The sequence below is a fragment of the Rhodococcus sp. Ni2 genome (assembly GCF_021352185.1).
Taxonomy (GTDB): Bacteria; Actinomycetota; Actinomycetes; order Mycobacteriales; family Mycobacteriaceae; genus Rhodococcus_F; species Rhodococcus_F qingshengii.
Genome location: NZ_WOXZ01000001.1, coordinates 1,886,940 through 1,913,397 on the forward strand (window position 1 = coordinate 1,886,940; position 26,458 = coordinate 1,913,397).

27 protein-coding genes are annotated in these 26,458 nt (G+C 61.2%); 13 read left to right on the top strand and 14 right to left on the bottom strand.

Annotated features, from left to right (window positions below):
- The first annotated feature begins 8 nt into the window (after positions 1 to 8).
- Positions 9 to 644 (top strand): DUF5701 family protein, encoded by a 636-nt coding sequence (locus GN300_RS09245; protein WP_058038417.1) that lies wholly within the window; start codon positions 9 to 11, stop codon positions 642 to 644.
- Here GN300_RS09245 and GN300_RS09250 read toward each other — a convergent pair.
- Positions 641 to 2,074: an amidase gene (locus GN300_RS09250; protein WP_058038418.1), complete on the bottom strand. Its 1,434-nt coding sequence runs from the start codon at positions 2,072 to 2,074 to the stop codon at positions 641 to 643. The genes GN300_RS09245 and GN300_RS09250 overlap by 4 nt on opposite strands.
- A gap of 68 nt (positions 2,075 to 2,142) precedes the next feature.
- Between GN300_RS09250 and GN300_RS09255 the strand changes: the two genes are divergently transcribed.
- Genes GN300_RS09255 through GN300_RS09265 form a run of 3 tightly spaced genes read left to right on the top strand, consistent with a single transcriptional unit; the run spans position 2,143 to position 4,990 of the window.
- A complete protein-coding gene (locus GN300_RS09255) occupies positions 2,143 to 2,775 on the top strand; it encodes a TetR/AcrR family transcriptional regulator (RefSeq protein WP_231917414.1) in 633 nt (210 codons plus the stop codon).
- Positions 2,772 to 3,626 (top strand): alpha/beta fold hydrolase, encoded by an 855-nt coding sequence (locus tag GN300_RS09260; RefSeq protein WP_058038420.1) that lies wholly within the window; start codon positions 2,772 to 2,774, stop codon positions 3,624 to 3,626. The genes GN300_RS09255 and GN300_RS09260 overlap by 4 nt, the downstream gene beginning before the upstream one ends.
- Before the next feature lie 59 nt (positions 3,627 to 3,685).
- Positions 3,686 to 4,990 (top strand): HNH endonuclease signature motif containing protein, encoded by a 1,305-nt coding sequence (locus GN300_RS09265; protein WP_063315472.1) that lies wholly within the window; start codon positions 3,686 to 3,688, stop codon positions 4,988 to 4,990.
- Between the two features lie 81 nt (positions 4,991 to 5,071).
- Here GN300_RS09265 and GN300_RS09270 read toward each other — a convergent pair whose 3' ends face one another.
- The 4 genes from GN300_RS09270 to GN300_RS09285 form a co-directional block, all read right to left on the bottom strand.
- Positions 5,072 to 5,770, bottom strand: a complete 699-nt coding sequence (locus tag GN300_RS09270) for a type 1 glutamine amidotransferase domain-containing protein (RefSeq protein ID WP_047272333.1) — start codon at positions 5,768 to 5,770, stop codon at positions 5,072 to 5,074.
- Positions 5,771 to 5,909: 139 nt separating this feature from the next.
- Positions 5,910 to 7,343: a lipase family protein gene (locus GN300_RS09275; RefSeq protein WP_116057683.1), complete on the bottom strand. Its 1,434-nt coding sequence runs from the start codon at positions 7,341 to 7,343 to the stop codon at positions 5,910 to 5,912.
- Positions 7,344 to 7,488: 145 nt separating this feature from the next.
- Positions 7,489 to 8,181, bottom strand: coding sequence for a TetR/AcrR family transcriptional regulator (locus tag GN300_RS09280; RefSeq protein ID WP_082845713.1), 693 nt, complete (start codon positions 8,179 to 8,181; stop codon positions 7,489 to 7,491).
- Between the two features lie 58 nt (positions 8,182 to 8,239).
- Positions 8,240 to 8,410, bottom strand: coding sequence for a hypothetical protein (locus tag GN300_RS09285; protein WP_007735738.1), 171 nt, complete (start codon positions 8,408 to 8,410; stop codon positions 8,240 to 8,242).
- Between the two features lie 154 nt (positions 8,411 to 8,564).
- On the opposite strand from GN300_RS09285, the gene GN300_RS09290 reads away from it, so the two are divergent.
- Positions 8,565 to 8,978 (top strand): hypothetical protein, encoded by a 414-nt coding sequence (locus tag GN300_RS09290; RefSeq protein ID WP_063315471.1) that lies wholly within the window; start codon positions 8,565 to 8,567, stop codon positions 8,976 to 8,978.
- Positions 8,979 to 8,993: 15 nt separating this feature from the next.
- On the opposite strand, the gene GN300_RS09295 is transcribed toward GN300_RS09290, so the two are convergent.
- The 3 genes from GN300_RS09295 to GN300_RS09305 form a co-directional block, all read right to left on the bottom strand.
- Positions 8,994 to 10,268 (bottom strand): RNA polymerase sigma factor, encoded by a 1,275-nt coding sequence (locus GN300_RS09295; protein ID WP_058038423.1) that lies wholly within the window; start codon positions 10,266 to 10,268, stop codon positions 8,994 to 8,996.
- A 3-nt stretch (positions 10,269 to 10,271) separates the two neighbouring features.
- A complete protein-coding gene (locus GN300_RS09300) occupies positions 10,272 to 10,700 on the bottom strand; it encodes a YciI family protein (protein ID WP_007735729.1) in 429 nt (142 codons plus the stop codon).
- 161 nt (positions 10,701 to 10,861) lie between these two features.
- A complete protein-coding gene (locus tag GN300_RS09305) occupies positions 10,862 to 11,455 on the bottom strand; it encodes a hypothetical protein (protein ID WP_054188299.1) in 594 nt (197 codons plus the stop codon).
- Between the two features lie 93 nt (positions 11,456 to 11,548).
- Between GN300_RS09305 and GN300_RS09310 the strand changes: the two genes are divergently transcribed.
- Both GN300_RS09310 and GN300_RS09315 read left to right on the top strand, forming a co-directional pair.
- Entirely contained in the window at positions 11,549 to 12,520 is a 972-nt protein-coding gene (locus GN300_RS09310) for an alpha/beta hydrolase (protein ID WP_058038424.1), read from the top strand.
- 9 nt (positions 12,521 to 12,529) lie between these two features.
- Positions 12,530 to 13,609 carry a helix-turn-helix domain-containing protein gene (locus GN300_RS09315; RefSeq protein ID WP_233405604.1) on the top strand — a complete coding sequence of 360 codons (1,080 nt, stop codon included), beginning with the start codon at positions 12,530 to 12,532 and terminating at the stop codon, positions 13,607 to 13,609.
- A gap of 22 nt (positions 13,610 to 13,631) precedes the next feature.
- Here GN300_RS09315 and GN300_RS09320 read toward each other — a convergent pair whose 3' ends face one another.
- Positions 13,632 to 14,531 (bottom strand): LysR family transcriptional regulator, encoded by a 900-nt coding sequence (locus tag GN300_RS09320; RefSeq protein WP_042922908.1) that lies wholly within the window; start codon positions 14,529 to 14,531, stop codon positions 13,632 to 13,634.
- 140 nt (positions 14,532 to 14,671) lie between these two features.
- Here GN300_RS09320 and GN300_RS09325 point away from each other — a divergent pair, with 140 nt between their 5' ends.
- The 5 genes from GN300_RS09325 (at position 14,672) to GN300_RS09345 (ending at position 20,261) form a co-directional block, all read left to right on the top strand.
- Positions 14,672 to 16,078 carry an FAD-binding oxidoreductase gene (locus GN300_RS09325; RefSeq protein WP_063315470.1) on the top strand — a complete coding sequence of 469 codons (1,407 nt, stop codon included), beginning with the start codon at positions 14,672 to 14,674 and terminating at the stop codon, positions 16,076 to 16,078.
- Positions 16,079 to 16,092: 14 nt separating this feature from the next.
- On the top strand, positions 16,093 to 16,734 hold the full coding sequence (locus GN300_RS09330; RefSeq protein WP_054781119.1) for a histidine phosphatase family protein: 642 nt from the start codon (positions 16,093 to 16,095) through the stop codon (positions 16,732 to 16,734).
- Complete coding sequence (locus GN300_RS09335; protein ID WP_063315469.1) at positions 16,734 to 17,918, top strand: winged helix DNA-binding domain-containing protein; 1,185 nt, start codon at positions 16,734 to 16,736, stop codon at positions 17,916 to 17,918. Before GN300_RS09330 ends, GN300_RS09335 begins: the two co-directional genes overlap by 1 nt.
- Positions 17,919 to 18,051: 133 nt before the next feature.
- Positions 18,052 to 19,527 (top strand): aldehyde dehydrogenase, encoded by a 1,476-nt coding sequence (locus GN300_RS09340; RefSeq protein ID WP_058038427.1) that lies wholly within the window; start codon positions 18,052 to 18,054, stop codon positions 19,525 to 19,527.
- Positions 19,524 to 20,261 (top strand): SDR family oxidoreductase, encoded by a 738-nt coding sequence (locus GN300_RS09345; RefSeq protein ID WP_054188305.1) that lies wholly within the window; start codon positions 19,524 to 19,526, stop codon positions 20,259 to 20,261. The genes GN300_RS09340 and GN300_RS09345 overlap by 4 nt, the downstream gene beginning before the upstream one ends.
- 82 nt (positions 20,262 to 20,343) lie before the next feature.
- Here the strand turns inward: GN300_RS09345 and GN300_RS09350 are convergent, their stop codons facing one another.
- Positions 20,344 to 20,985: a TetR/AcrR family transcriptional regulator gene (locus GN300_RS09350; protein WP_058038428.1), complete on the bottom strand. Its 642-nt coding sequence runs from the start codon at positions 20,983 to 20,985 to the stop codon at positions 20,344 to 20,346.
- A gap of 293 nt (positions 20,986 to 21,278) precedes the next feature.
- Between GN300_RS09350 and GN300_RS09355 the strand changes: the two genes are divergently transcribed.
- The gene (locus GN300_RS09355) at positions 21,279 to 22,628 is read left to right on the top strand and encodes a lipase family protein (protein ID WP_058038488.1); all 1,350 of its coding nucleotides are present in this window, start codon (positions 21,279 to 21,281) and stop codon (positions 22,626 to 22,628) included.
- Between the two features lie 17 nt (positions 22,629 to 22,645).
- Here GN300_RS09355 and GN300_RS09360 read toward each other — a convergent pair whose 3' ends face one another.
- From GN300_RS09360 to GN300_RS09375, 4 genes are read right to left on the bottom strand one after another with little or no spacing between them, the layout of a single operon-like run.
- Positions 22,646 to 23,488 carry a siderophore-interacting protein gene (locus GN300_RS09360; protein ID WP_058038429.1) on the bottom strand — a complete coding sequence of 281 codons (843 nt, stop codon included), beginning with the start codon at positions 23,486 to 23,488 and terminating at the stop codon, positions 22,646 to 22,648.
- A 21-nt stretch (positions 23,489 to 23,509) separates the two neighbouring features.
- Entirely contained in the window at positions 23,510 to 24,334 is an 825-nt protein-coding gene (locus GN300_RS09365; protein ID WP_007735712.1) for an ABC transporter ATP-binding protein, read from the bottom strand.
- 24 nt (positions 24,335 to 24,358) lie between these two features.
- Entirely contained in the window at positions 24,359 to 25,414 is a 1,056-nt protein-coding gene (locus GN300_RS09370; protein WP_082845712.1) for an iron chelate uptake ABC transporter family permease subunit, read from the bottom strand.
- Positions 25,411 to 26,457: an iron ABC transporter permease gene (locus tag GN300_RS09375; RefSeq protein ID WP_233405606.1), complete on the bottom strand. Its 1,047-nt coding sequence runs from the start codon at positions 26,455 to 26,457 to the stop codon at positions 25,411 to 25,413. The genes GN300_RS09370 and GN300_RS09375 overlap by 4 nt, the downstream gene beginning before the upstream one ends.
- Position 26,458: the final 1 nt, after the last annotated feature.

The window sequence follows — 26,458 nt, forward strand, 5'->3', positions numbered from 1 at the left end:
TCGCAGGTATGCATTTCGACCTCCCGCCCATCGATCAGCAAGCCGAGCGATTGATCGAACTCGGTGTTCACGAGATGGCCGGACTTTCTGCCGGCGATGTCAGGGAGGCCGCAACCGGGCACGGTGATGTCGGACTACTCACCGTGCACGAAAAACTGGCTCCGGCTTCAGTTCTGACTCCGTTGCTCGAGCTCGGGAACAAGCGCGGATTCATAGTCGTCGACATGGCGGACGTCGATCTGTTCACCCCCACCGAGCAGTCAACGCTGCCCGAAAGCCCATTACATCTGCTCAGTGGAGTCGACCGCGGGGATCACCTGGCCAACTGGAGCCCGGACGAAGCATTGCCCGCAATCGTCGACGCACACCGTACGCCGCTGACGCTTACCGAAGGCATCCACTGGCTGTTGCAGCGCCCCGACATTCTCGAACGCGGAAAGTGTTTCATGACCATCGGCTCCCGACTGCGCAAACCTGACGGATCCTTCGACACCAGAACTCCCGCCGTGTGGATCAGCAACGGAACCGGTCGCGACGGCAAAGACAACCGCAACGCCCCGAAAGTCGGGTGGTGCTGGTGGGGTAACCGCCACACGTGGTTGGGGTTCGCATCGGCGAGCGACCGGGTACCGCTCCCGAACTAGAGCACGGTTGCGCGGTCGAATCGGTACCGATCCTTCCACGGCATCTCGGCCTCGAGCATTGCAGCGGCAGAAAGTAATTCCGCGTCGCAACCCCATTTCGCCGAGATCATCACGCCGAGTGGAACGCCGTCTTCCGTCCAACCGAGTGGCAGACTGATCGACGGGAAACCGGTTGCATTGGCGACGACGGTGTTTCCTGTGAAAGCGACCATGTCGATCAGTTCGGTCGCGGGGTCTTCGTCGTTGCGCAACTCCCCGATCGCAAGCGGCGGCTTCGTCACAGTCGGAGTGACGACAAGGTCGGCGTCGGCGTAGTCGAGACTCCATCGCCGCGCCCAGGCCTGAACAATACCGATTGCCGCGGCCAGCTCACCCGAAGACACCTGGTTTGCTTGAACTCGCAAGTGCTGCACTATCGGACGCAGAAGGTGTTCGTACTCCTCCGGGATCGGCTTGGTTCCCGCCAAAGACGAGAACATCTTGACGAAAGCATCGATGAAAATGTCATCGCGAGCCTGCGGTCGCTCGAACACGTTGTGGCCCAGACCCTCCAGCACAGACCCAACCTTCGATACAGCAGCCGAGAGCTGCGCATCCACGGCTCCGCCGGAGACCGATCCGTGAGCAAGAGCGACGGTCAAGGGGCGAGCCCGAACTCCCCCAGCCTGTACGACGAACTCTTCGAACGACTTCGGCCGAGGCGGGTGGATAGTTCCGGCGCCGGGTCGCGTCGCCAGAACGTCCAGCAGCGCAGCGGTATCGCGAACTGTCCGGGCGATCGGCCCCTTGCTCGCAAATCCGAAGTTGTCATGCCCCGCCACGCCCATCGTGATCAAACCGCGGCTCGGCTTGAGGCCAACGACTCCGCACGTACTTGCCGGCGAACGCAACGAACCGGCGGTGTCACTTCCCTGTGCAAACGGCACCAGACCAGCGCCGACGGCGGCAGCAGCGCCGCCACTGCTGCCGGCGGCACTCCGCGTGCGATCGAACGGACTGCGAGCAGGCGGAGCGACTTCCGGCTCGGTGTAACAGGCTGCCCCGAACTCGGGCACCGTCGTCTTCCCGATGTCGATCAACCCACCTTCTCGGATCGCCTCGACGATCTCGTCGTCAGCGTCCGGCACGAAGTCGCGAAAGAGCGCCGATCCGAAGGTCGTGCGAATGCCGCGCGTTGCGTCGAGGTCTTTGATTGCCGTCGGAACGCCGAACAGACGCGGAAGGGGCCCGGCGTCCCGCTCGTCCAACCTGCGCTGCGCTTGTTCGGCGAGGGCGACTGCGTGCTCCCCGGCGATCGTCGTGAAGGCGCCGACGTCATCGGAAGTGGTCGCACGGTCGACGAAGTACCTGGTGACTTCGGGAATCGAGACCTGTTTGGCGGCGATAACACCGGCAAGTTCGACGGCGGACAGTTGATGGAGATCGGTCATCGGGCAGCGCTCCTTGGAGGTCGATGGACACTTGTAATTTCGATACGCGTATCGCTATTGTTGTCAGCATGGTATCCGAATCCACCAGCTCTGCAAGGGCTGGTCGACCAAAAGCATTGAGTCACAGACAGATTCTTGATGCCGCGGCAGAGATCGCCGATACGGACGGCCTGGATGCGGTGTCATTTCGAGTGCTCGCCGAACGACTCGGCATATCGCCGATGTCCGTCCACCGCACAACCGGCGGCATCGACGCCTTGAGGCGAGATCTGATCTCGACTCTCGTAGGCGAAGCCGTCTCGTCGATCGACTGGCCGACCGACTGGCGCGGGGTTGCCCGCACGTTCGCCTACGGCCTCCACGATCTCCTGATGCGCCATCCCCTGGTCCTGGAAGCCCATCGGCAGGCATCACTGGAAGCACCCGGGGCCGACGATACCGCCCACCGAGTCGTGAGCGCCCTTTCCTTGGCCGGCCTCGAGGACGAGCAGGCCACGTACGCATACGGCGCGCTGCATGATTTCGTCACCGGACACGTCGCAATTCAATTGGGACGCGGCGCTTTCGACAGCGCACCTGCCGATCGACGCGAGGCATCGGTGTTCGCACTTCATCACGATCCCACCCGAAGGTTCGAGTTCGGAGTCGCCCTCATCCTGGACGGTGTGGCGTCGATCGCGCAGCAAGGAACCACATCATGACGAGCAGCGTGACCACAACCGAAATTCGCGACGCGTCGGGGCGTCGTATCGCATTCTGCGAGTACGGCGATCCGACTGGCCACCCGGTAGTCGTGGCCCACGGATCACCTGGCAGCCGATACGAAGGGCTCTCACTCCACAACGCGTCTTCGACGGCAGGCATGCGGCTGATAGTCCCCGATCGACCCGGCTTCGGACGCACGGATCCGTACACGGACAAGGGATTTCATTCCTGGGACGACGACTACGTCACCCTGGTCGATCACCTAGAGTTGGACTCGGCCACACTGATGGGTTTCTCCGGAGGCGGCGGTTACGCGCTCGCAGTCGCTGCAGCCGTTCCCGAACGAGTCTCGAAACTGGTGCTGGCGTGCGCCATGATCCCCGGGGCACCGCGAGATACTTTGCGACGCAGAATAAAACTGGTATCTGCGTTGTACTTTGCCGCCACCTGGGCTCCCCGTGTGGCCGGCGCAATGCTCGCAGGAACCGGAGTGTTCTCCAAGCTACGCAGCGACTCAGTCTCGATCTGGCCGGCCGCCGATCAGGCCGTCATGACCGACGAGGTACATCGCCCCGCTCTCCAGTTGGATTCATCCGAAGGGATCGCACAGGGTGGATCCGCAGGGGTTGTCGACTTGGCTCGGTATCGCCACGAGGTGCCTGGACTCTTCCAATCGATCTCGGTACCAACGGTTTTCCTACACGGAACCGACGACGGAAACGTACCCATCGAAGTAGCCCGCTGGGCACACTCGTTGATTCCCGACTCTCGCTTCGAAGAGATCAACGGAGGCGGCCATCTGTTCGTCGTCGCCGACCCCACTCCACTCCTTCGCGCCCTCGCCTAATTCCCTCTTGACTCGAACGCGTGTTCGAGTATCCTTTGGGGAGGGGATCGGGGGATTCAATGAGTGTCTTGTTGTCGGACGTGGTTTCGGGTTCTGCGGTGGGGTTACGCGGACGGTTGTGGCAGTTGTCTGCTGCAGAGTTGCGCGCTGCTGCGGTGTCGGCGAGTGCGGAGATTCTGCGCCTCGAGGCGGTTCGTGTGGCGGTGGTGGACGAGTTGTCGTTGCGCCCGGATGATCAGGTGATTGCCAGCCGCGGTGTCGGTTCGTGGTTGGCGGCTAACACGATGCTGCAGGTTCGGGACGGGAAGAAGATCGCCGCGTTAGGTGCGGCTTTGCGGCCGTTTCCGGCGGTGGCTGCTCGGTTCGATGGCGGGGATTGCTCGTTCGAGCATGCCGTGTTGATCGTGGCGTTCTGCGAGTCACCACCGAAGGGCATGCCAGACGACGCGCTCCCTCGCTGTATCGATTTGTTGTTGGCTGCTGCGTCGGGTGTGGAGGCGACGACGACGAAGGTGCGGAACGTGATCGCGACCTTGGAGCGGTTGTTCGAATCCGATGAGATCCCGCCCGCCGAGGATGTCGATCTCAATGAGTTGCGGATCGCGTCGACGTTGAACGGTCGGGTGGTGGTGCGTGGTGATTTCGATGCCCTCACCGGTGAAATGTTGTTGTCGGCGTTGTCGAATTTGACGATGCCGACCCCGGCACCGGACGGAACCCCGGATTCTCGGTCGGCGGCCAAGCGGACGGCCGACGGGTTCACCGAACTGATCCGCCGGTACCTCGACTGCGCCAAAACCGGCACCGACGGTGGTCAGCGCCCGCACGTGAACGTGCACATCAACGCCCGTGATCTCGCTGAGCACCGAGACTGCGCCGCCACACCCTCGCCCGATGGTGGTGGAATGGCTGTGTCGGATCTTGATGTCGGGCACATGCCGTGGCTCGGACCACTCTCGGTGTCGCAGAGCAGGCTTCTCGGCTGCGACTGTTTCCTGTCGACCGTTCTGCTCGACGGTCACGGGGCGCCGCTCGATGCGAAACCAGGAAAGAGGTTGGTCACCGCCGAACAGCGAGTGGCGTTGATCGCCCGAGACAAGGGCTGCGCCTTCCCCGGCTGCACATGCGTACCGGCTTGGACCGATGCGCACCACATTAAGCACTGGGCCAACGGTGGCCCGACGGTGATGAACAACCTGGTCCTGCTGTGCCGTTCACATCACCGGCTGATGCACCGCAAATCCGGGTTCGTCGGGAAATGGGAAATCCGCATAGGAGTCGACAACAAACCCTGGTTCATCCCGCCACCCTCGATCGACCCGCAGCAGCACCCGCGGCCGGCGAACACCACCTTCAAAACCTGAGAGGTCAAACCTCTTTGTCGACAACAGAACACGGACCAGCGCCGCATCGAGGAGACCTCGATGCGGCGCCAAAAAGCATGCTCAGCCCAAGTCGGCGACAATCCGCTCGGCGAGAGGCCGTGACGACGCCGGATTCTGACCGGTGTAGAGCTTGCGGTCCACCACGACATAAGGCGACCACGCCTCAGCCTTCGAGAATTTGCCGCCCAATTCGCGTAGGCGAGTTTCGAGCAGCCACGGAGCCTTGTCCGCCAGACCAGCCTGCGTCTCCTCTTCGTTGGTGAACGCGGTCAGCTGATAGCCGTCGAACAGCCAGCTTCCATCGGGTCTCTGGGCCGGCAGGAGTGCCGCCGGCGCGTGACAGACCGCCGAGACCACCTTGTCCGCGTCCAAGAAGTTCACGAGAAGCTCACCGAAGGATGCCGACACCGCAAGATCCTCCATCGGTCCATGTCCACCCGGTACGAAGACCACGTCGTAATCGGCAGCATCGGCGTTCTCCAAAATCTCCGGCGAATCGAGCACCGGCTGCAGATCGGCGATGTACTTGCGCATACGGTCGGCGCCTTCTTGCCCACCGTTCACCTCGGGCGCCAGGCTTCCCTCGTCCACAACGGGAGCTTTACCGCCAGGCGTCGCGATCACGATGTCGTAGCCGGCGTCGACGAAAACGCGATGCGCCTCGACCAGTTCTTCCGCCCAGTACCCGGTCGGGTGGGGTGTTCCGTCCTTCAGCGTCCAGTGATCTGCAGAAGTGACCGCAAACAACAGCTTTGTCATCGCGCAACCTTTCGTCGGTAACAGGAACCCATTGGTGACAAGACACCATCTTCAAGGCCCGATCAATGAAATAACGTCCAGTCAGTGCAACACGCTGCCCTTGTGAGAATTCCTCACCACCGCAGAATCACGTCACCCGTCAGGTCCCGATCGGCTTGCCGAACAGTCCCGCGACGAGTTCACCAACCGCATCCACCCAGACTGGCCAGGTCCTCTGATCAAGCGCCATGGATCCAGCGTCGAAGGTGCTGCATCCCTGCTGAGCAGGCACACCAGCGAACCGATCGCGAAGCCACAGTAGAGCACTCGGCAAAGCGACGACTTCCATGCTGACATGCTCACTGAAGTGGTCTCTGGTGTAAACGACACTCGCAGAAGGATCTTGGCAATAGGTATCGACAAGTTTGTTCACCGGGCCAACAGGCACCAACCAGTCGGGATTCGACTGATAAATGTACATCGGCACGTCAGGAACAGACTTACCCATGGCAGCTCGGGAGAGCGCAGCTCTCACCGTGGGGTGTTGGACGGGATCTCCCGGGACATCGAGGAAGCCCTTGATGTTGAGGAAGGGCACTGCAGCTGACGTCCAGAGCATGCACAGGTTGTCCTTGGCAGCGAAAAGCGCTCGGCCGGCAGGGTTTATGTGCTGATCGATGAAGCCTGCAAGTTCAGGATCTTCTCGGCTCACTCCGATTACACCGGCAGCGACGATCCCGGCCCCTAGAGCGTTGTTGGCATTGTCGAGCAAAGCGCCGAGATCCGCGGCAACACCACCTTCGGCGACTCCGACGATATTCAGTTCCGGCGCGTACGCCTGCCGTATTTCAGCTGCGTGACCGGTAGGAATCGATCCACCCGAGTAGCCGAGCAGCCCTACGCGAGTTGACCGCCCTTGCAGCTCCATGGGTTCGAAGTTCTCAGCAGCACGAATACCGTCGAGCGTGATCCGGGCCGCGACGGGGCCGGAGGCGAAGGAAGAATTGGGTCCCTGATGATCGGGCACCGACAATGCCCAACCCTGCGCCAGTGCCGCCTGCACTTCGAGGAATTGAGCCCCACCGGTCGCAGCGCCCGTCACCAGCCACGGCAACGCGCCTTGCTGCATGACATACGAAGGTGCGCAGTAGTTTCCGAGTGAATCCTCTGCCATCTGAAAGGACAGCAGCGGGCGCGGGCCCCCATCGCGAGTGTCGCCACGCGGCTTGATCACTGTGGTGACAGCAGGAATTGCCTCGCCCGCAGCATTATTGGATCGATACGAGATCTGCCACGCATCCACGTTGGTCGGAATCAGGTTGAGAGTACCGAGATTCACCGCACGAGCGGCGATGATCTCACCCGGTTGCTTGGATTCGACGACCTCGACAGGCGGTTCATAGAAGGCCTGGTCCAGTTCAGGCAAAGGCGGTGCAACCGCAGGCGGCAGGGCAGGCTGGACCTGAATTTGGGCGGGAACACCTTCGTCCGGTGCCGCTGAGGCAGGTGCCGAAAGTCCGATCTGCCCGATTACTGCAATCACGGCAATTGCGAGGCCCCCGCGTTGTCGGTCAGTTGTCCAGCGTCGTCCCATACCAATTCCTCCCCGGAAAAGCACAGATTGCCTTGTGTTGCCGCAGTTTTCATCACGAGCACACAAGTTAGATGCGAGTGTCTAACACATTGAGGACGAGAGTAGAGCGTTGTGGGCCGGATTACAATCCCCTGGTGTTCGTGACCTATTCGTCGGCGTGAAGGGGCGCGTCGTCGATCAACGCATTCAAGAGCACCGTCATCAGATCGACCAGTACCGACACGGGAGGACGAGGCTCCGCAGTGCTCCACTGGTGCGCCAGCGCGGTAAGCGCGCCGATGAAGGCGGTGGACGCCCACCGGTAACCACCCGGCGGTTCGTAATCTTCGCCCACGATCCCTTTGATGATCGACTCGAAAAATGTTGCCCAGACCGAACGTTGGTCCACACGATGCTTTTCCACCCGGGGACTGACACCTACGACGTCGATGAAGGCAACGTGTGCGCGTCGTGGGTCACTTCCGACCGACTCGACGAAGGCGGCCATGGCCGTCGCTGCCTTGTCACGGAGATTGACCGAAGGCTCTGCATCGAGTGCGTCGACCATTGCAATTCTGGCGTCGAGTTGGATCTGGTCGTACAGCGCGAGGAGTAGATCCTCGCGACTACCGAACTCGTCGTAGAACTGCCTTCTGGCCAGACTCGCGGACGCGCAGATATCCGCCACCGAACTTCCGGCATACCCCTGGTCTGCAAACACGCTGAGAGCAGCATTCAAAAAGAGGGAACGGCGTTCGGCCTTGCGAGCCGCGACCGACCTTCCGCCGTAATTTCTGTCCGTTTCAGCGATTGCCACGTCTGCCAGAGTATGCGGCATCGCGCCGCACACAAAACGCATCTGACCTGCTGCGAAGTTCCTTCACCACCACTACCGGCGCATCGGCACTGCAGCACGATCAGGCCAATACGAAGGCCACGGCAAAAAGTGTCCAGGCGGCAGCGAGAACCGTTGACGCCGCAGTAACTGCCCCGGTCACGGCAGGTCGAGTGCTGCGGTTGCGCGCGGCGATGATCCCGACCGTCATCAAAGTCAATGCCACCAGGAACGACAAAACCACGATTTTCACCAGCAACCCCTTCGACGACGGTCAACAGAACCGGAGACTATTTAGATAGTACACAAATAAATCGTGCATTAATTAAACTCAAAGTCTGTCAGGGGATTCTTGACAGAATTCAACAGCGCCTGTCAGGCTAGTCCTGACGAAAGGAGAACTTTTCATGGAAGACCTGATCGAACGCGCCCTGACTGCGAAGATCGAGACCGCCGCGATCACCACGGTCAACGCCGCGATCACCGAGGCCGGCACTCAGGCAGACAAGATTGTCGGAACAGATCCTTTACCTGGTAGCCCTGAGTGGGAGGCAGAACAGGACACCGACATCCCGGCGCAGCGTCAGATGGCGTGGCAGTTGGCCTGTTTCCGGATTCAGCTCGCCGCGGGTATCGATTCGACGGCAAGCGTCATGAGCCTGCGTAGATTCGGCGCAACATGGTCAACCATCGGCCGCGCAGCGGGAATTACCCGTCAGTCCGCGCATGAACGGTGGGGTCGACGTGTATCGGACATGCTCGATCCCTACGGAGTCGGGATGCCGCCCATGGTGCCGAATGATGATCCGACTCAGCCCTGACTAACAATCGCGTGACTACCGATCCGGCAGCAGCGCATCGGCTTTCGCGACCAGCACAGCGCGCTCACGCTCGTTCCCGGCCAGCCGAGCCGCTTCGAGGAGTTCGGTTCTAGCCTCCTCGGATCGGCCGAGCTGACTGAGCAACTCCCCCCGAACGCTGGGAAGCAGGTGGTAGTCGGCCAGTTCACCTGAAGCGACAAGCTTGTCGACGAATTCGAGCGCAGGGCCAGGACCGTATGCCATGGATACCGCCGCCGCATGATTGAGGTCGACCACAGGCGATGGCGTCAGTTGCGCCAGAGCCTCGTAGAGGATGACTATCTTCTTCCAATCAGTGTCTTCGAAAGTTGCTGCTCGCGCATGACATTCGGCAATCGCCGCCTGCAGGCCGTACGGGCCTCGTCCACGCCCGACGGCGTCAGCTCGTTCCAGCGCGGCAAGCCCACGCGAGATCTGTAGGCGATCCCACCTCGTCCGATCCTGGTCAGCCAGCAGGATGGGTTCACCGGTCGAGGTTGTCCGAGCGCCGAATCTCGAGGCTGTCAGCTCCATCAAAGCGACAAGGCCGTGTACCTCGGACTCCCTGGGGACCAATTCGGCGAGTATTCGCGCGAGCCGCAGAGCCTCAGCACTGAGCTCCGCCCGCATCCACTCGTCCCCGGAACTGGCTGCATAGCCTTCGTTGAACACCAGGTACAGCACTCCGAGGACCGCGCTCAATCTGCTCGAAAACTCTTCTCGCCCTGGAACTTCGAAAACCGCTTTCGAGGCGGTCAGCGCCTTCTTCGCGCGGACTATCCGCTGCTGCACCGTCGCCGTCGGTGTGAGGAACGCTTTCGCAATCTCTTCCGTGGTCAAACCGCCCACCACCCGAAGCGTCAACGCCACCTGCGCTTTTCGATTCAACACGGGATGGCAGGCGATGAACATCAGGCGAAGGACATCGTCGTCGATGCGGTCCGGATCCCAGCTGACGTCGTCGAAATGTGAAGCGTCGTTCTCGAGTTCACGCGCAAAGTGGGCGTAGCGCTCGTCCAACCTCTCACGTCGTCGCCACCCGTCGATCGCTCGTCGTGTCGCCACAGATGTCAGCCAGGCAGCGGGGTTTCTCGGAACCCCCGTCGCGGGCCACTGCTCGACGGCTTCGAGCAGAGCCTGCGCGGCCAGATCCTCGGCGAGATCAAGATCTCCGACGGTGCGAGTCAACGTGGCGACAATCTTCGCGGATTCGATACGCCAGACCGCGTCGACAGCCTTTCTCGTTTCTTCTCGCACCGCCTCGTCGGTCATGGTTCAGCCTGCGACCGGACGATCGGTACCGAGCTCTTCACGCCAGCCGGCCTCTTTCTGGATGTACTCGTTGTCCTGATCGAAGTCCGACATCTCGCTCACGCGGCGTACCTCGAGCTTGCTTCCCGGCCCGAGCGGGCAGCGCTTCGCCCATTCCAAGGCTTCGTCTTTGGTCGACGTCTGAATGATCCAGAATCCCGAGAACAACTCCTTCGTCTCCCCGTACGGGCCGTCGGAGACCAGCGGAGGATCGGACTCGAAATCGACGATGAATCCCTCCTCCATCGCCAGTCCCTCACCGGCCAGCAAGACACCTGCCTTGATCAGGGACTCGTTGTACTGCCCCATCGCCGCGATGATCTCGTCGAAGTCCATGTCCTTGGATGCTTCGATGGCCTCATCGGTGGAACGCATGATCAGCATGTACTTCATGAGAATCTCCTTCGTTCGTGGACCGCTCTGTTCGGTCCCTCTGCTTACACGTCGAACGGCGCACTCACCGATCGACAAACTTCCGAAACAATTTTTCCGAGGACATAACCGCCGGTCGCGATACGCTGCCCACGGTATCGGCGGACGGGCCGTCGGGCCGGTCAGAAGTCGAGAAATCCCGGCACAACTTCGCGAACGAGCCCGGTCGCGTCAGAGCTCCCGTAGAAATACACCGACCCGTAACCGAATAGGTACTCCTCTACGAAATCGGGGTGGGACTCAGCAACCACCGGCCACCCCTCTTCGTTGATCTGGAACAGGAAGCTGTGTCCATCTGCCTCGACGGCATCGGCGTAGGACGGTTCGTTCTGAATGAGCACCGGTTGCGGAGCTATCAACACCAACGGCATCACCTCGTCGTCCGAGGGAATCCTGATCAACGCCGCGCTGCCAAGGCCCGCATGGCTGCCCGCCGATTCCGCACTTCGTGACGACGGCAAGTGCAGGACTGCCCTAACCCCGATGTCCGGGTATTCGAGGTCGTCGTCGCCGATGGAGAAACCTCGACGGATGAAGATCGAAAGCTCTCGCACGCCGAGCCACGGCGCCGTGTGTGCCTCGAGCGTCAGAAGGTACTCGTGCGACCGCAGAATCGCCTGACCAGCGAAAACCTGCGGAGGTCGTCCACCAATCCGTGCCCCACTTTTCGAATCGCTCGAACCCACCCCGAGATGTACCCTGTCCACCGGCGTCATCCTAGGGAGATCCGACGGGTGTCGGAGGGAGACTCTCCGATTTCCTACAATCCGCTGGTGACGTAGGCCACAATCAGGCTCGATGATGGGTGCATGACAACATTCCCGACTCTCGACCCCGAACTCGCCGCGGCACTCACCATGCTCCCGAAGGTGGACTTCGCTGATCTCCCCAACGCACGGGCCACCTACGACGCTCTGGTCGGCACCATGTCGGCCGACCTGTCATTCGACGGGGTCACGCTTCGTGAACTGTCGGCACCCGGCCTGGACGGCGATCCGGAGGTCACGATTCGTTTCTTCACCCCGGACAACACTGCCGGCCCTGTCCCCGTTCTGCTCTGGATCCATGGCGGCGGATTCGCAATCGGCACCGCAGAATCCAGCGATCCATTTTGCGTCGAGGTGGCGCGGGAACTCGGATTCGCCGTTGCGAACGTGGAGTACCGCCTCGCCCCCGAAACCCCCTTCCCCGGCCCCGTCGACGACTGCTACGCCGCACTCCTCTACATCCACGCCCATGCCGAGGAGCTGGGGGTCGATCCACGCCGCATCGCAGTGGGAGGGCAGAGCGCAGGCGGTGGACTGGCCGCAGGCACTGTCCTCAAAGCCCGTGACGAGGGCGTTGTGCCCGTGGCCTTCCAATTCCTCGAAATCCCTGAACTCGACGACCGCCTGGCGACGGTCTCGATGACGAACTTCGTCGACACCCCCTTGTGGCACCGCCCTAACGCCATCCTGTCGTGGAAGTACTATCTCGGCGGGTCATATTCCGGTCCCGAAGATCCTGACGTGTCCATTTACGCTGCGCCGTCCCGGGCTACCGACCTCACCGGTCTGCCGCCGACCTACCTGTCCACCATGGAACTCGACCCGCTCCGCGACGAAGGAATCGAATACGCCCTTCGGCTGCTGCAAGCGGGAGTCAGCGTCGAATTGCATTCCTTCCCCGGAACCTTTCACGGGTCGGCACTGGTCGCGACCGCCGCGGTCAGCGAAAGAGGTGCCGCCGAAGCCCTCACTGCGCTCAGGAGAGGGTTGCGTTCGCTCTCGCCGGTCTCGTAGCGTTGCGAGATGCAAGGACTGATGTACCGGCTTGCCGAGCTCGATGCAGACTCGGCAGGCCTGGTACGTGTCATCGATTACTTCGACGCCCTCGTGCGGCACGGCTCCGACACCGCGTCTTTGCTTCGTGCGAGCGCGCAGTTGGCGGACTGCGTCGTGGGTATCGAGATCGTCGAGCGCGGCAGAAGCAAGAAGAATTTGCGCCGTTGCGATCCGCGCGGCCGCTGGTCACCCGATCCTCAGCTCCCACCGAGCATGACCAGAAACATTGCCGTAGACGACGAGGTTCTCGGAACGGTATGGATCGAACGACCCGGGGCCAGCTTGCCACTCGACGAAATGCTCGTCGACCGGATGGCCCTGACCGCAGCGATAATTCTGCAACCGCGACGCCTGCCTACCGAAGCCGAGCACACTCGAAATCTGTTGTTCCCGATGGATGAACTCGCGGTGCTCACCTCCTGCGCCGGTCTCGGTATCGCACCCCAAACCCCAGTCCGTGTAATGGCAACCAAGGCAGTCTCAGACACGGCCGACGGCACTGCACACCTTGCCATTTCGCCAGATTGCACACCTGGCAAAGCCGTTGGGATAGACGCTGACGGCGAGTATCTGAATCTCGTGACGGGTTCGTTCGCACCCACACCCGAGCTGTCCGAGGCCGCGCTGTCGTCATTCATTCGCGCCGGAATATCTTTGACTGCTCCCGCTTCCGAAGTGAGCACAATACTGAGCACTGCACGATTCGCTCGAGCACAGGCGTCGGCAACAACACCGATCGTGAACGCCGACAATCTCGGCGCCCTCAACCTCCTGGCGCCGGGACCACACATCGATCACTCGCGAATACCGGATCTGGTTCGTGCCGAAGAGATCGGCGACACCAAACAGGGATTAGAACTACTCGAAACCTTGAGGTCATACCTGCAGTCCGGAACCTTGAGGGCCGCAGCCGATTCCATGCATCTTCACCACAGCAGCGTCGCGCACCGATTGGCGAAACTGTCCCAGCACGTCGGATTCCACGTCGACGCCATCGAGAACCGAGCACGCGCAACGGCCATGATGCTGGTACTCGATGGCGGATAGGACCCACCGCGCATCACAGGCACTACGCAGTGGTTGACGATCTTTCGCGTTCAGCGAGCGCAACAAACGGCGCAAGCGCCGGATTCGGATTATCCGGGCGGTAGGTCACTGCCACGTCGAGAGTTGGTTGCTCACCGGCGATCTCACATAGATGGACACCCGGGATGCGGAGCATCCGCGCTCTGCCCTGGGGGATCGGCGCAATACCCACCCCGTCCGAGACGGCATGCAGCACCTGCTCGTCGTCGGCCTCGAATCGAACGATGCTGGGCGCCCCGTTTGGCCAAAGTTGTTCGAGAGTACGCAAATACATCCCCGGGGCGTTGGCCTCCGGCCAGAACACAACGGGGACGTCCACCAGATCTCCGAGTTCGAGCGTCGCTCGACCACCGAACGGATGATCCACGGGAACAGCGACCAAGATAGGTTCGGTATCGAGGACGATCAGGGGAAGTTCTCGATCGTCTTCATCGAGCGGCGGGCGAACAACCGCAATGTCGACGGCTCCGGTTCGGACGAGGTCGACAGTCTGCGCCGAAGTGCCACGATGAACGACAACTTCGACGCCCGGGTAGAGCCTTCGATAGGTGCTGACCAGATCCGCGACTGCGCCGCCCGCCCACGAACGGGTGTACGCGATGCGCAGTTCTCCGTCCACACCGCGCGCGGCCAACCGAATTCGTTCGACCGCCCGGTCCGCACACCCGATCAAAAAGCGCGCCTCTCGTACCGCCACCTTGCCGGCTTCCGTGAAGGTGAACTGCGGACCCCGACGATCCACCAGCGGAACTCCGAGTTCGCGCTCGAGAACCTTGATCTGTTGGCTGAGGGCCGATTGCGCGACGTGGACGTTCGCAGCGGCTCGAGTGAAGCTCCCATGATCCGACAGAGCGATCAGATAACGGGCACGCTGCAGGTTCATACGGCGATTATAAGAAAAACAGATGGTGGTGTCACTACTTGGTCTTGGACACGGCATCACCTGAGGTCGGAGGATCGAGTTCACGTTGATCCACCGTCTGTCTCCCGAAAATTGTCACCCGAACGATCACAAGGTTGCACATGAATCCCCGAGCACTCACTGAACCTGCAACAGACGCGAGGCTTATCGACGCCCTCGCAGAGATCGTCGGCCACACGCATCTGCTTACCGATCCCGAACTGATCGAGGGCTACACACGTGACTGGACGGGACGTTGGATCGGCGACGCGATCGCGGTCATCCGCCCCGGCAACACCTCCGAAGTGTCTGCGGTTCTTCGAGCATGCTTCGACGCGGGGGTTCCCGTCACACCGCAAGGCGGCAACACCGGACTGGTCGGTGGTGGAATCGCCTCGGCTGGGTCCGTGGTGCTGAGTACCAGGCGTCTGGAAACGATCGAAGCCGTCGACCCCATCGGTCGGACAATCGCAGCCGGCGCCGGCGTGACCGTTGCTCGCGCCGACCTGGCCGCATCGGCACACGGTCTCCGCTTCGGAATCGATTTGGCATCAAAGGAATCCGCAACACTCGGCGGCATCGTCGCAACCAACGCCGGTGGGACGCGCATGGTCCGATACGGAAATACACGCGCACAGATACTCGGTATCGAAGCCGTGCTCGCGGACGGTTCGGTACTGAGTAGATGGACTCCACTCGTCAAAGACAATGTCGGATACGATATTCCAGGACTTCTTGCCGGCAGCGAGGGAACGCTCGCAGTCATCACCAAGGTCCTGATGAAGCTGGTCACCCCGGCGACCGACACCCAGGTCGTGCTCGCGGGTGTGCGCGACGTCGATCAAGCGCTTCATTTGTGTAATCGCGTGCGTCAGAGCGGATTGACCGTCGAAGCCGCCGAAATCATGACTGACGACGGCATCTCCCTCGTCTGCGCACACACCGATGCCCGTCGCCCGTTCGGCACCCCTTCACCGATGTACACACTCATCGAGGTGTCATCACCGCGCGAAACGGAAGAGTCGCTCCTCGAAGTACTCTCCGACTCTGCCGACCTCATCGAGGACGCGACGGTCGAGCCTGGGCCGGCTCGAAAACTGTGGACTCTGCGGGAAAGCCATACCGAAAGCATCAGCGCGTCGTCGACGACGCCGGTAGTCAAGCTCGACATCTCCGTCCCCTTGTCCGTGATGGGAATGTTCATCGACAACCTCCGAGAAAGCCTGGCACAACGATTCCCCCTCGTGCGGCCAATCCTGTTCGGGCACTTCGCCGACGGAAACATTCATGTGAACCTTCTGGATGCCGAGCCGAGGGTCGCACACGAACTGACCGATATGGTGTTCCGACTCGTCGCCGCCCACCATGGAAGCATCAGCGCCGAGCACGGGATAGGCCGCGCGAAGTCGCCGTGGATATCGCTGGGGCGCACTGAAACCGACATCGCCGCAATGCAGTTGATCAAATCGTCCTGGGATCCCCGTGGAATCCTCAACCCTGGAATACTGTTGCCGGAAAAAGTCGGGTAAGCAAAAGGGGTCTCATGCAGGATCTTTACGTCGTCACTCATCCTCATGCCGAACACACAGCGCAGGACGTAGTCGGCGGTTGGCACAATTCGGTTCTCACCCCCGCTGGTCGGCGCGATGCAGGTTTGATCGCCGAAGCACTGAAACGACGACGCACCGGAACTTCGCGCGCGGTCCGCATCACCTCGTCCGACCTCGAACGGTGCACCGAGACATCCACGATCATCGCCCGGACACTCGATGCTCCGGCGACAACAGACACTCGATTGCGCGAAATCAGCTTCGGAGAAGCCGAAGGACGCCCGAACTCGTGGCTGGCCCAGCGGCAGGTCCCGGCCCCTGACAACAACCGCCTCGATCACCGTGGCCCCGTTGCCGGTGCCGAGACCCGCCGCGACATCGCAGCAAGGGTTCACGAATGCATGCGCGAACTGATGGACGATCTCGATCACGATCACATCGTCGTAACCCACGGCTTTGCACACACATTCGTCGTCTCCGCCTGGCTACAGATTCCCGTCGAAGCCGCAGGATTTGCGACCTTCGCGACCACCCCGGGTGCAATCACACATCTCCGACACGACGACTACTGGCGCAACCGAACCCTCGTGCAACTAGCTGATACGACGCACCTGGACTGTGGCACGATGGCCTGATGCGCCATGTCTCCGACGACGAACGCCGTGCTCGCATAGGAGTACGTCATGCGCTGGAGCCAATGTTTCACGTCGATTCGCCGGAAGCTGCCACGCGGGCGATGACGGTACTGCACGCCACCGAGTCAGCGACGGTCTATCTGTCTTGCTGGGCGAGGGTTCGGTCCGTGGACGCCGCCGACGTCGACCGCGCCCTGTACGACCAACGCAGTCTCGTGAAGCAATTGGCAATGCGCCGCACACTCTTCACCTTTCCCCGCGACTTGCTGCCGGCCGCGTGGTCGAGTGCGTCCGCCCGCGTCGCGAACACCGAGCGGGCACGAATGGCCAAGGATGTCGTCAAGGCCGGACTCGCCGTCGACGGCAACGACTGGCTCGATCGCGCACGGACGGAAGTGCTGAAGTTGCTCACCGATAGGCCTGAAGGGCTTTCAGCGGTAGAGATTCGTCAGGCCGTGCCGATGATAGACGTCAAGGTCGAGGGTTCGGCAGGTGAAATCTGGTCGGCACCCAGGGTTCTCACGCATCTCGGGGCGACCGCAGACATCATGCGCGGCACCAACACCGCCCGCTTCCCCGTCTCACGCCCACTGTGGACTCTCACTCGACACTGGCTCGACGACGCCCCCGTCGATCTCGAATCTGCAGACGGCTATCGAGAAATAGTCCGCCGTTGGCTCTACACCTTCGGACCGGGCACGGAAGACGACATCGTCTGGTGGCTGGGCTCGACGAAGACGGTCGTCCGGGCCGCCCTCGCCGAACTCGACGCCGTTGCAGTCTCACTCGACGGAGGCGACACCGGCTGGCTGCTACCGGATGACGTCGCCACGGTGTCTGATCCAGGTCCTTGGGTCGCACTCCTACCGGTGCTCGACCCGACAATCATGGGGTGGAAGAACCGTGACTTCTACCTCGGCCCGCACCGCAACCAACTCTTCGACACCCGCGGTAATGCCGGCACCACCGCTTGGGTCGACGGTCGCGTCGTAGGGTGCTGGATCCAAGACGAAACCGGTGTGGTGCACGTCCGATTGCTCGAGACCGTGTCAGCGTCTGCGCGACGTTCTCTCGATGCCGAGGCGGCGCGCCTCACCGAGTGGCTGGGCGGCGTCAGAATCGGCACGGGGTACGTCTCACGGGCTATGAAGCAGGCGGCTGAAATTGCTGGAGCCACGCCTTGACTATGTGACCAGAACACTGTTCTAGCTGGTCTTTCTGCTAACGCCATCCATACGCGGCAAGGCAACCATCGACAAGTGTACGAAACGTACAGTACACTTCGAACTTCACCGATTGACCGATCTAGGAGGATCCATGGAAGGTCAAGCAGTTCGTGAATACGGTGCGTACATCGATGGAGCGTTCCGAGCCATCGGCACATCCACCTTCGAGGCGCGTGACGCCGCTTCCGGCGCTCTACTCGCCACACTGTCCCGATGCGGGGCAGAAGAAATCAATGATGCGGTCGAAGCCGCCAGGCGGGCATTTCCTGCATGGGCGAACCTGACCACTGAAGAACGATCCGCAAAAATCTTGCAGTTTGCCGCGCTCGTGGAGGATCGAACCGAAGAGCTTGCCCAACTCGAGTGCAGGGATACCGGGCGGCATATCAGGGAGATGCGAGAGGACTATCGAGCCGCCGTCTCACACCTGCGATACTTTGCGTCAATCTCGTTGGCCCACCATGGCTTCGGCCGCGAGTTGGCATCGGGATACCTGGTCGCGAAGCGAGTGCCATTGGGCGTATGTGGACAGATCATTCCCTGGAATGATCCCGTGGTGATGACGGCATTCAAGATCGCGCCGGCTCTCGCAGCCGGAAACACCGTCGTACTCAAACCTGATGAAAATGCCTGTGTTTCAGTCATGGAGCTGGCCAGGATCGCCGCCGACGTGTTTCCCGCAGGCGTTTTCAATGTTGTCCCTGGTCTTGGCGAGGAAGCCGGCGCAGCCTTGATAGACCATCCGAAGGTCAGCAAACTCGCTTTCACCGGAAGCACCGAAGTCGGCCGACTCGTGGCACACGCCGCAGCATCCCGGCTGATCTCGACCACTCTCGAACTCGGCGGCAAGAGTCCCAGCATCGTGTTTCCTGATATCGAGGACATCGATGCAGTGGTCGCCGATGCCACCGCGGGTGTCCTCATGTGCAACGGCCAATCCTGCCTGGCCGGAACACGTCTCTTCATCCACGAGGATATCTATGACGCCTTCGTGGAAAAACTCGTCGCAGGATTCCGATCATTGCGAGTCGGGCCACCACTCGAGGAGGACACCGAACTGAGTGGATTAATCCACAAGGAACATGCCGATCGTGTGATCTCGATGATCAATTCCGGAATCGAAGAAGGCGCACAAGTACTTACCGGCGGCAACCGAACAGTAGTGCCGGGATTCGAAGCCGGAAACTTCGTCGAACCGACAATTCTGGAGGTCACGAACTCGATGCGAATTGCGCAGGACGAAATCTTCGGGCCTGTTTTGTGCGTCCTCAAGTGGAACAATTACGAGCAAGTGATCACAGAAGCCAACGACACTCCATACGGACTCGCTGCTGGGATCTATACCTCGAACCTGAAGAACGCCATGGAAACCGCGGACCGTCTCGATGCGGGCTGCGTCTGGATCAATCAGTACTTCAATCTGGGAGGCGGCGTCCCCTTCGGCGGATTCAAGGAAAGCGGTCTCGGGCGAGAGTTCTGCCTCGAGACGCTCAACGAATACACCCAACTCAAATCCATCACTGTCGCCACGTCGACGCCCACGACAAACCAAGGAAACACACATTGAATATCTCGGGAAATACCATCTTCATTGCCGGCGGAACCTCCGGTATCGGGCTCGCACTTGCAGTGGCATTGCAGAACGAGGGGAACAAGGTAATCATCGGTGGACGGCGATCCACTCTGCTGCAAGAGATCTCGAGCAAGCATCCGAAGATCAGTACCGTCGTCATCGACGTAGACGACCCGAAATCCATTCGAACGGCGTATGAATCCGTAACGGAGGACTTTCCCGATCTGAACGTCCTTGTGACGATGTCGGGAATCATGTACCCGGAGGACCTGAAGAACCCGGACTTCCTCGACGTCGCCGAACGAACGATCACGACGAACCTACTCGGGACTATTCGACTGGTCGGCCAGTTCATTCCGCATCTGTTGACGAAGCCGACCGCCACCATCGTCACTGTGTCATCCGCCGTCGGCTTCGTCCCACTTCCCATCACGCCCACGTACAACGCCACGAAAGCTGCCGTTCATCTCTTCACCGAGAGCATGCGCGTTCAACTCGCCGATACTTCGATCCAGTGCATCGAACTCATCCCACCGGGCGTCCGCACCACACTGATGAACCAGGAGAACTCGGAATCGGCTCTACCCCTTGATGATTACATCGAAGAAACCATTGCTCTACTGAAAGCTGACGACAACGCCACAGAGATTGTGGTCGAAGCGGCCAAGCCACTTCGTCATGCCGAGATCAACGGTGAGTACCAGAACGTGCTGAAAATGCTCAGCTGACAGTGCCGAGTTGACACACATCGCGCAACGCTGGAGAGGGCAGTACCCTCTCCAGCACAAAGGATTTCAGCGAATATCCCCTTTAGACACCGTTCCGGAGTCCACGAACTGCATGATCGATGATCGAGCGCACCGTGTTGTCGTCGATACTCGCGTGCCCCACCAACATCCGGTAGATCAAGGGACCGAAGAAGAGATCGATCGCTTCCTCGATCTCGATGTCGTCGCGGAAGTATCCGGACTCAACGCATCGTCGAATCAGTTCGGCGAAGCCGCGACGACGTTCGTCGAGGAAGAAGGTACGGAAGTATGCAGCCGTCGTCGGGTCGTTGGCACACGCGCCGACAAGTTCGGCAAAGATCGACCCGAGTGGACCTCGGTAGAACCTTCCGATGTCCTCGAGGTAATCGTTCAAATCGTCTTGCGCACTGTCGGTCTCCGGAAACGTCAAGTGCCGGGCCATGAGCACACCGAACGCTTCAGCGGCGATCGCCTGCCGCGACGGCCAGTGCCGATACAGCGTGACTTTGCTGACGCCCGATTGCTCGGAGATCGCATCGATGGTCGCCGCCTTCATTCCCCCGGATTTCAGAAGCGCTTCCGCTGACCGAAGGGCCTTCTCGTGGGCCGCCTCGCTACGTGCACCGCTCGGAGGAGTGAGCAGTCCAGCCTGGGCGCCGGCCGAGTCTCGAAACACGCCGTCATCGGGAGCGCGCTTACCCATGTCCACTCCTTCGTCCTTCAATACCGTGCAGCACAGAACATTTCCCGGAATCGGACAACCCGGAACAGCCCAAGGCAGCAGCTCGTCGCGACAGCTACTAGTCGTATCGTACACATGGCATCCTGAGCAGAATTAGCAAGGCCACTTCAAAGATCTCAATCACATTGCGTCCATGCATGATTCAAACAACCGGCGCAAGCCTCTCGTTTATTACTCAAAAGTAAGATAACGTGTGGTCGTCATCACACCAGCCCGTCAAGTACCGAGAGACATACGAAACCGAAGGGTCGATCGTGGCATCAAAGATTCTCTTTCAGGGAGCGGTGGCGCTGACAGCCATTGCACTCACAGGCATCACAGCACCTACTGTCGCCGCGCAACCGTCGGCGGATTCCTTCTATCAGTACGACGGTTCGGCACCGCTGTCGTCGTATCAGCCTGGGGCCGTGCTCAAAACGAGAACCTTGCCCTATCACGTCGTCAACATTCCTACCCCGTTGCAAGCCGTACAGGTGTTGTACCGGTCGACCGACGCTCTCGGCCGGCCGTCTGCGAATGTCACATCGATTCTTCGACCACCCAATGCCCAGCCGGACAAAGTTGTCTCGTTCCAGTCTGCCTACGATTCGCTGAACCCGGAAGACGGACCGTCACGAGCAATCGCGGGGGACACCCCGATCGGCAGCCTTACCGTCAGCGGGCGCAATGTCGCCTTCGGCGGGACTCTCGCTTCCGGCGAAGCCGTCATGTTCGGTCCTCTACTGGCGCTGGGCTACACCGTCGTCATTCCCGACACCGAGGGCCCGAACGCGGACTTCGCGGCAGGACCCGAATACGGAATGATGACTCTCGACTCCCTCCGTGCCGCTCGCAACACATCCGAGACAGGTATTTCCGACTCAGCCGAGATCGGTCTGATGGGATACTCGGGCGGAGCAATCGCCACCAACTGGGCGTCCATCCTCGCGCCGGACTACGCCCCGGACATCAACGAGGACCTGATCGGCGCCGCCCAGGGTGGTCTGTTGGTCAACCCGGCAAACAACCTCCGGTACGCAAACGGAAGCATCGGTTGGGCAGGCGTTGTCGGGATGGCGGTCGTCGGACTTGCCCGTGCCTACGACATAGATTTCGACCCGTATCTCGGCGATCGCGGACGCGAACTCCTACCTCGGATCGAGGATGCCTCGATCGGGAACGTCATCCTGCAGTACCCGGGGGTGACCTGGCAGGACCTTGCCAAACCAGAGTATGCGAACCCCAACTCGGTGCCCGAGTACGTCGACGTGGCCAACAAGATCAACATGGGCAACGCGCCGATACCCACCATCCCGATGTTCATCGCTCAAGCCGCAAACGGAGCCCTCGAGGGCACCCAGCCAGGTGGACCGGGCGTCGGCCCTGGCGACGGAGTCATGGTTGCCGGGGACGTCCGCTCACTCGCCACTCGCTATTGCGACGCAGGTTTGTCCATCCAGTACGACCAGTACGACACCATCAGTCACGTTCCGGGTGGCGCGCTGTGGCTCCCCGGCGCCATCACCTGGCTCAACGACCGTTTCAACGGAAATCAGTTGCCGAACAACTGCTCGAACATCGCACCGGGCAATTCCCTGGCGCCGGAAGAACACGCGGTGGGCTGACGAATCCAACAGTCGCATCAGATACCGATTGCCAGATCGTCGATGTCTGCGAGCGTGCCGCCGTTTTCGAGGATGCTCGTGTAGTTCCGAAGTCGGTTCTGATCTATCTCGGTAGTGCTGACCCCTCGCTTCCAGTACCCGAAGACAACTACATCGTCCTTCGCCAGGCCGACTGTCTTGCGGAAATGCGCTCGAATGGCTCGCATCTCGTCCCGTTCCCCGGCACCCCACACCGCGTAGTCTCCTGGGTTATCGAGTTCGACGGCGTACCCGGCGAGGCCGTCTTCGACATGGTGCAGCTCGAGGCCGGGGATCACGGGTAGTTCCGCGAAAGCCTCGGCGTCACCGGTGGCGACCCAGCCGACGCCGGTCAGTCCCTCGGGCCACTGAAGCAGAATCGAATAGAGGGCAGGTATCGCGGTATCGTCGGCGAACAGTGCGACGCGGCGCCCGGCGATCTCGGGAACGAGGAAGTGCGGGCGAGGACCGGTGAGTGAGAACGTGTCACCCACACGCAGGTCGGCGGCCCACCTCATCATCGGGCTGGTGTGGCCGTGCAGCACTACGTCGAAGGTCATCGAACTGCTCGGCGCGTTGCAGGTGCGCACCGTGTAGACGCGAGAGACGTCGCCGTACTGCGGACCGAGCTGGATGCGAAATGCGACGTTGGGCCGCAACCAATTCGGGTCGTCCGCCGACGAAGTCAACTGGACGGCGATGCGCAAGATGCTCTCGGTCGGCCGTTCGACGCGTTCGACGACGGCAACCACGTCGTTGAGACCGCGGTCGTGGTCTTCTCCGCGTGGCGCCTTTGCCGACGCAGACGTTTCAGTTTCTTCAGGTCGAGATGCGGTAGTCATTGATATCTCCTGATCGGTGGTTCAGTTGTGGACGGGTAGCTGACTGACAGGTCTTCGATCACGCGGAACAACAAGTGGCCGTCCGGTTTCCGGGTCTTCGAGAACCAGCGCCTCGAGGTCGAAGACTTCGCGCAGTAACTCAGGGGTGAAGACGTCCGAGGCACTGCCCTGCATGACAATTTTTCCGGACCGCATGGCAACTACGTGCGTGGCATATCTGGCCGCGAGGTTCAGGTCGTGCAGGACCGCGACCAATGTTCGACCGGACTGGTGGAGTTGGGAACAGAGGTCGAGAACCTCGATCTGGTGTGCGATGTCGAGAAAGGTGGTCGGTTCGTCGAGCAACAACACCGGGGTGCGCTGCGCAAGCGTCATGGCGATCCATACCCGCTGACGTTGTCCCCCACTCAGCTCGTCCACCAATTGGTCTGCTGCATATCGCATTCCGACTTCATTCAGGGCCTCGGAGACAACATGCTCGTCTTCGGGTGACCACTGGCGCAGCATGCTCTGATACGGATATCGGCCGCGGGATACGAGGTCTGCGACACTGATCGCTCCAGGAGAGAGCGGGGACTGTGGCAACAGGGCGATTCGCCGGGCGACTTCTTTGGTTCGATAGGACCGAATATCGTTACCGTCGAGCACAACACGACCCGATCGAGGTGCGAGCATTCTGCCGAGCGCACGCAACAAAGTCGACTTGCCACACCCGTTCGGTCCGACGACGACGGTGAACCCTCCATCGGGGATCTCGAGACTCAACTCGTCCACGATGGTTCGATCGGCGTACCGTAGTTCGATCTTCTCGGCACGCAGCCGCGATGTTGGGGTGGCAGTAGTCATGAATCTCTTTCGTAGCGAGTTTTTTCAGGCCTGACGAGCGAGCAGCCAGATCAGATAGGCACCACCGAGCAGACTGGTGACGAGACCGACCGGAGTGCGGAGACCGACCTCGACCGCTTGCGCGATCAAGTCGGCGCCCGCCAGCAGAACTGCGCCGAGCAGGAAGGAAGTCGCGACAAGAAAACCGCTGCGCCGTGCCAACCGTCGTGCGATCTGGGGAGCGGCGAGCGCCACAAATGCGATGGGGCCGGTGGCCGCGGTCGCCGCGCCGGTGAGCGCGACCGCAAGCAGAATGCCGGCAAATCGGTATCGCTCCACGGAGATCCCGAGCGAGGACGCAGCGTCGTCGCCCATCTCCATCATGGTGACGCGCCGGGACACCACGACGAGAGCAGGAACGAGAACACCGACGGCGATCGCAACACTGACCGCGTGTGGCCAACCGCGCCCGGTCAGCGAGCCGGCCGTCCACTGCTGCACAACGGTGGCGTCGTCGATATCCGCACGCACCACCAGGAACGACATCACGGCGCTCAGCATCGCGCCCACGCCGATACCGACCAGGACAAGTCGAAGACCGCCGCTGACGCCGTCTTTGCGTGCCAGCGCGTACACCAGAAGCGCCGTCAGCATGCCGCCGAGAACAGCGGCGCCCGCGGTCTGCAGTACCCCGCCTCCGAAGAAGACGATCTGAACCACGGCTGCAGTCGCAGCGCCGGTGGTGAAACCGATGATGTCCGGCGAGCCGAGAACATTGCGCGAAAGCGTCTGGAAAACCGCGCCGGCCACACCGAGGCTTCCGCCCACGCCGATCGCCGTGATCAGCCGCGGCAGCCTGCGATTCTGGACGGACCGAACCGCCGCTGGGGCGCCTTCGCCGTGCAGGGCACGCAATACTTCACCCAAGGACAGATCCAGGGTTCCATACATCAGCGTGGCAAACGAGAGCGCCGCCAATGCCGCACTGATTGCCACGGCTACGAACAGCACTCGCGGAACTATCCGCCACGAGTACGACCCGATTCGAACCACCCAACCGCGGAACAGCGGTGGAACCGGCTGCGCTGCAATCGCATTCACAGCGACGCCACCCGCCGCGAGCGAACAAGCGCAACAAACAAGGGGCCACCGAGCACCGCCACGGCGATCCCCGTCTGCAGATCTCCCGGCGCTGTGGCAACGCGACCGAGAACGTCGACCAAGAGCAGAAATGCCGGGGCGACAACGAGCACGCACGGCAGAAGAAATCGCAGATCCGGCCCGACGACGCCGCGCACGATGTGCGGCGCAGCCAGGCCCACGAATCCGAGCGGTCCAGCCGCCGCAGTTGCGGCCCCTGCCAGCAGGATGACTGCGACAGCGGATCCGACCCGTGCGGGTCCGGTGCTGGCACCGAGCCCTTTGGCGACATCCTCGCCGAGCGCGATTGCGTTGAGTGGACGAATCAGCAACAACGACAACACGATACCGACGATGACGAAGGGCAGAACAGTGACGATCACGTCTCCGCCGCGGCCTTGCAACGAACCCACTGCCCAAAATCGGAACTGATTGAATGCGGCCTCGTTGCTTATGAGAACCATGCTGGTGAGAGCCGTGATCGCCGTCGCAACAGCGGCACCGGCAAGCGCCATGCGCGCTGGGGTCGCGGCGCTGCGATGCGCCGACCCCAACATGTACACACCTACCGAGGCAACGGCCGCGCCGGCAAGCGCGAACCACAGATAGCCGCCGACCGAAGTCACCCCCAGATAGGCAATCGCAATGACGACTGCTGCTGATGCTCCGGCGTTCACACCGAGTAGTCCCGGATCGGCTAGAGGGTTGCGGGTGATCGACTGCATCAGCGCGCCGGCCAGTCCGAGCGCGGCCCCGACCACAAGCCCGAGAATTGTTCGAGGCAAACGTGATTCGATCACAATCAGGTGCTCGTTGTTACCGGCGTCGTAGGAAAGAACTGCATCGAGGACAGTGGAGACGGGGATGTTGCGTGAGCCGATGACGAGTCCGCCGACGGATGCCAGCACGATTACAACGATGGAGACGAGGACCAACAACCCCGCACGCGCTGCCGTCCCGGACCGCAGTGGCGCTTCGGTCCGGGACTGCACAGAAACACCCACG

What these genes read in the sequence shown, in the direction of transcription:
- GN300_RS09315 (WP_233405604.1), top strand. Translation starts at nt 12,530, where the DNA reads ATGCAAGGACTGATGTACCGGCTTGCCGAGCTCGATGCAGACTCGGCA.
- GN300_RS09245 (WP_058038417.1), top strand. Translation starts at nt 9, where the DNA reads ATGCATTTCGACCTCCCGCCCATCGATCAGCAAGCCGAGCGATTGATC.
- GN300_RS09335 (WP_063315469.1), top strand. Translation starts at nt 16,734, where the DNA reads ATGCGCCATGTCTCCGACGACGAACGCCGTGCTCGCATAGGAGTACGT.
- GN300_RS09280 (WP_082845713.1), bottom strand. Translation starts at nt 8,181, where the DNA reads ATGCGTTTTGTGTGCGGCGCGATGCCGCATACTCTGGCAGACGTGGCA.
- GN300_RS09365 (WP_007735712.1), bottom strand. Translation starts at nt 24,334, where the DNA reads ATGACTACTGCCACCCCAACATCGCGGCTGCGTGCCGAGAAGATCGAA.
- GN300_RS09275 (WP_116057683.1), bottom strand. Translation starts at nt 7,343, where the DNA reads ATGGGACGACGCTGGACAACTGACCGACAACGCGGGGGCCTCGCAATT.
- GN300_RS09325 (WP_063315470.1), top strand. Translation starts at nt 14,672, where the DNA reads ATGAATCCCCGAGCACTCACTGAACCTGCAACAGACGCGAGGCTTATC.
- GN300_RS09295 (WP_058038423.1), bottom strand. Translation starts at nt 10,268, where the DNA reads ATGACCGACGAGGCGGTGCGAGAAGAAACGAGAAAGGCTGTCGACGCG.
- GN300_RS09305 (WP_054188299.1), bottom strand. Translation starts at nt 11,455, where the DNA reads ATGACGCCGGTGGACAGGGTACATCTCGGGGTGGGTTCGAGCGATTCG.
- GN300_RS09360 (WP_058038429.1), bottom strand. Translation starts at nt 23,488, where the DNA reads ATGACTACCGCATCTCGACCTGAAGAAACTGAAACGTCTGCGTCGGCA.
- GN300_RS09330 (WP_054781119.1), top strand. Translation starts at nt 16,093, where the DNA reads ATGCAGGATCTTTACGTCGTCACTCATCCTCATGCCGAACACACAGCG.
- GN300_RS09265 (WP_063315472.1), top strand. Translation starts at nt 3,686, where the DNA reads ATGAGTGTCTTGTTGTCGGACGTGGTTTCGGGTTCTGCGGTGGGGTTA.
- GN300_RS09320 (WP_042922908.1), bottom strand. Translation starts at nt 14,531, where the DNA reads ATGAACCTGCAGCGTGCCCGTTATCTGATCGCTCTGTCGGATCATGGG.
- GN300_RS09260 (WP_058038420.1), top strand. Translation starts at nt 2,772, where the DNA reads ATGACGAGCAGCGTGACCACAACCGAAATTCGCGACGCGTCGGGGCGT.
- GN300_RS09250 (WP_058038418.1), bottom strand. Translation starts at nt 2,074, where the DNA reads ATGACCGATCTCCATCAACTGTCCGCCGTCGAACTTGCCGGTGTTATC.
- GN300_RS09300 (WP_007735729.1), bottom strand. Translation starts at nt 10,700, where the DNA reads ATGAAGTACATGCTGATCATGCGTTCCACCGATGAGGCCATCGAAGCA.
- GN300_RS09255 (WP_231917414.1), top strand. Translation starts at nt 2,143, where the DNA reads ATGGTATCCGAATCCACCAGCTCTGCAAGGGCTGGTCGACCAAAAGCA.
- GN300_RS09340 (WP_058038427.1), top strand. Translation starts at nt 18,052, where the DNA reads ATGGAAGGTCAAGCAGTTCGTGAATACGGTGCGTACATCGATGGAGCG.
- GN300_RS09350 (WP_058038428.1), bottom strand. Translation starts at nt 20,985, where the DNA reads ATGGGTAAGCGCGCTCCCGATGACGGCGTGTTTCGAGACTCGGCCGGC.
- GN300_RS09290 (WP_063315471.1), top strand. Translation starts at nt 8,565, where the DNA reads ATGGAAGACCTGATCGAACGCGCCCTGACTGCGAAGATCGAGACCGCC.
- GN300_RS09270 (WP_047272333.1), bottom strand. Translation starts at nt 5,770, where the DNA reads ATGACAAAGCTGTTGTTTGCGGTCACTTCTGCAGATCACTGGACGCTG.
- GN300_RS09310 (WP_058038424.1), top strand. Translation starts at nt 11,549, where the DNA reads ATGACAACATTCCCGACTCTCGACCCCGAACTCGCCGCGGCACTCACC.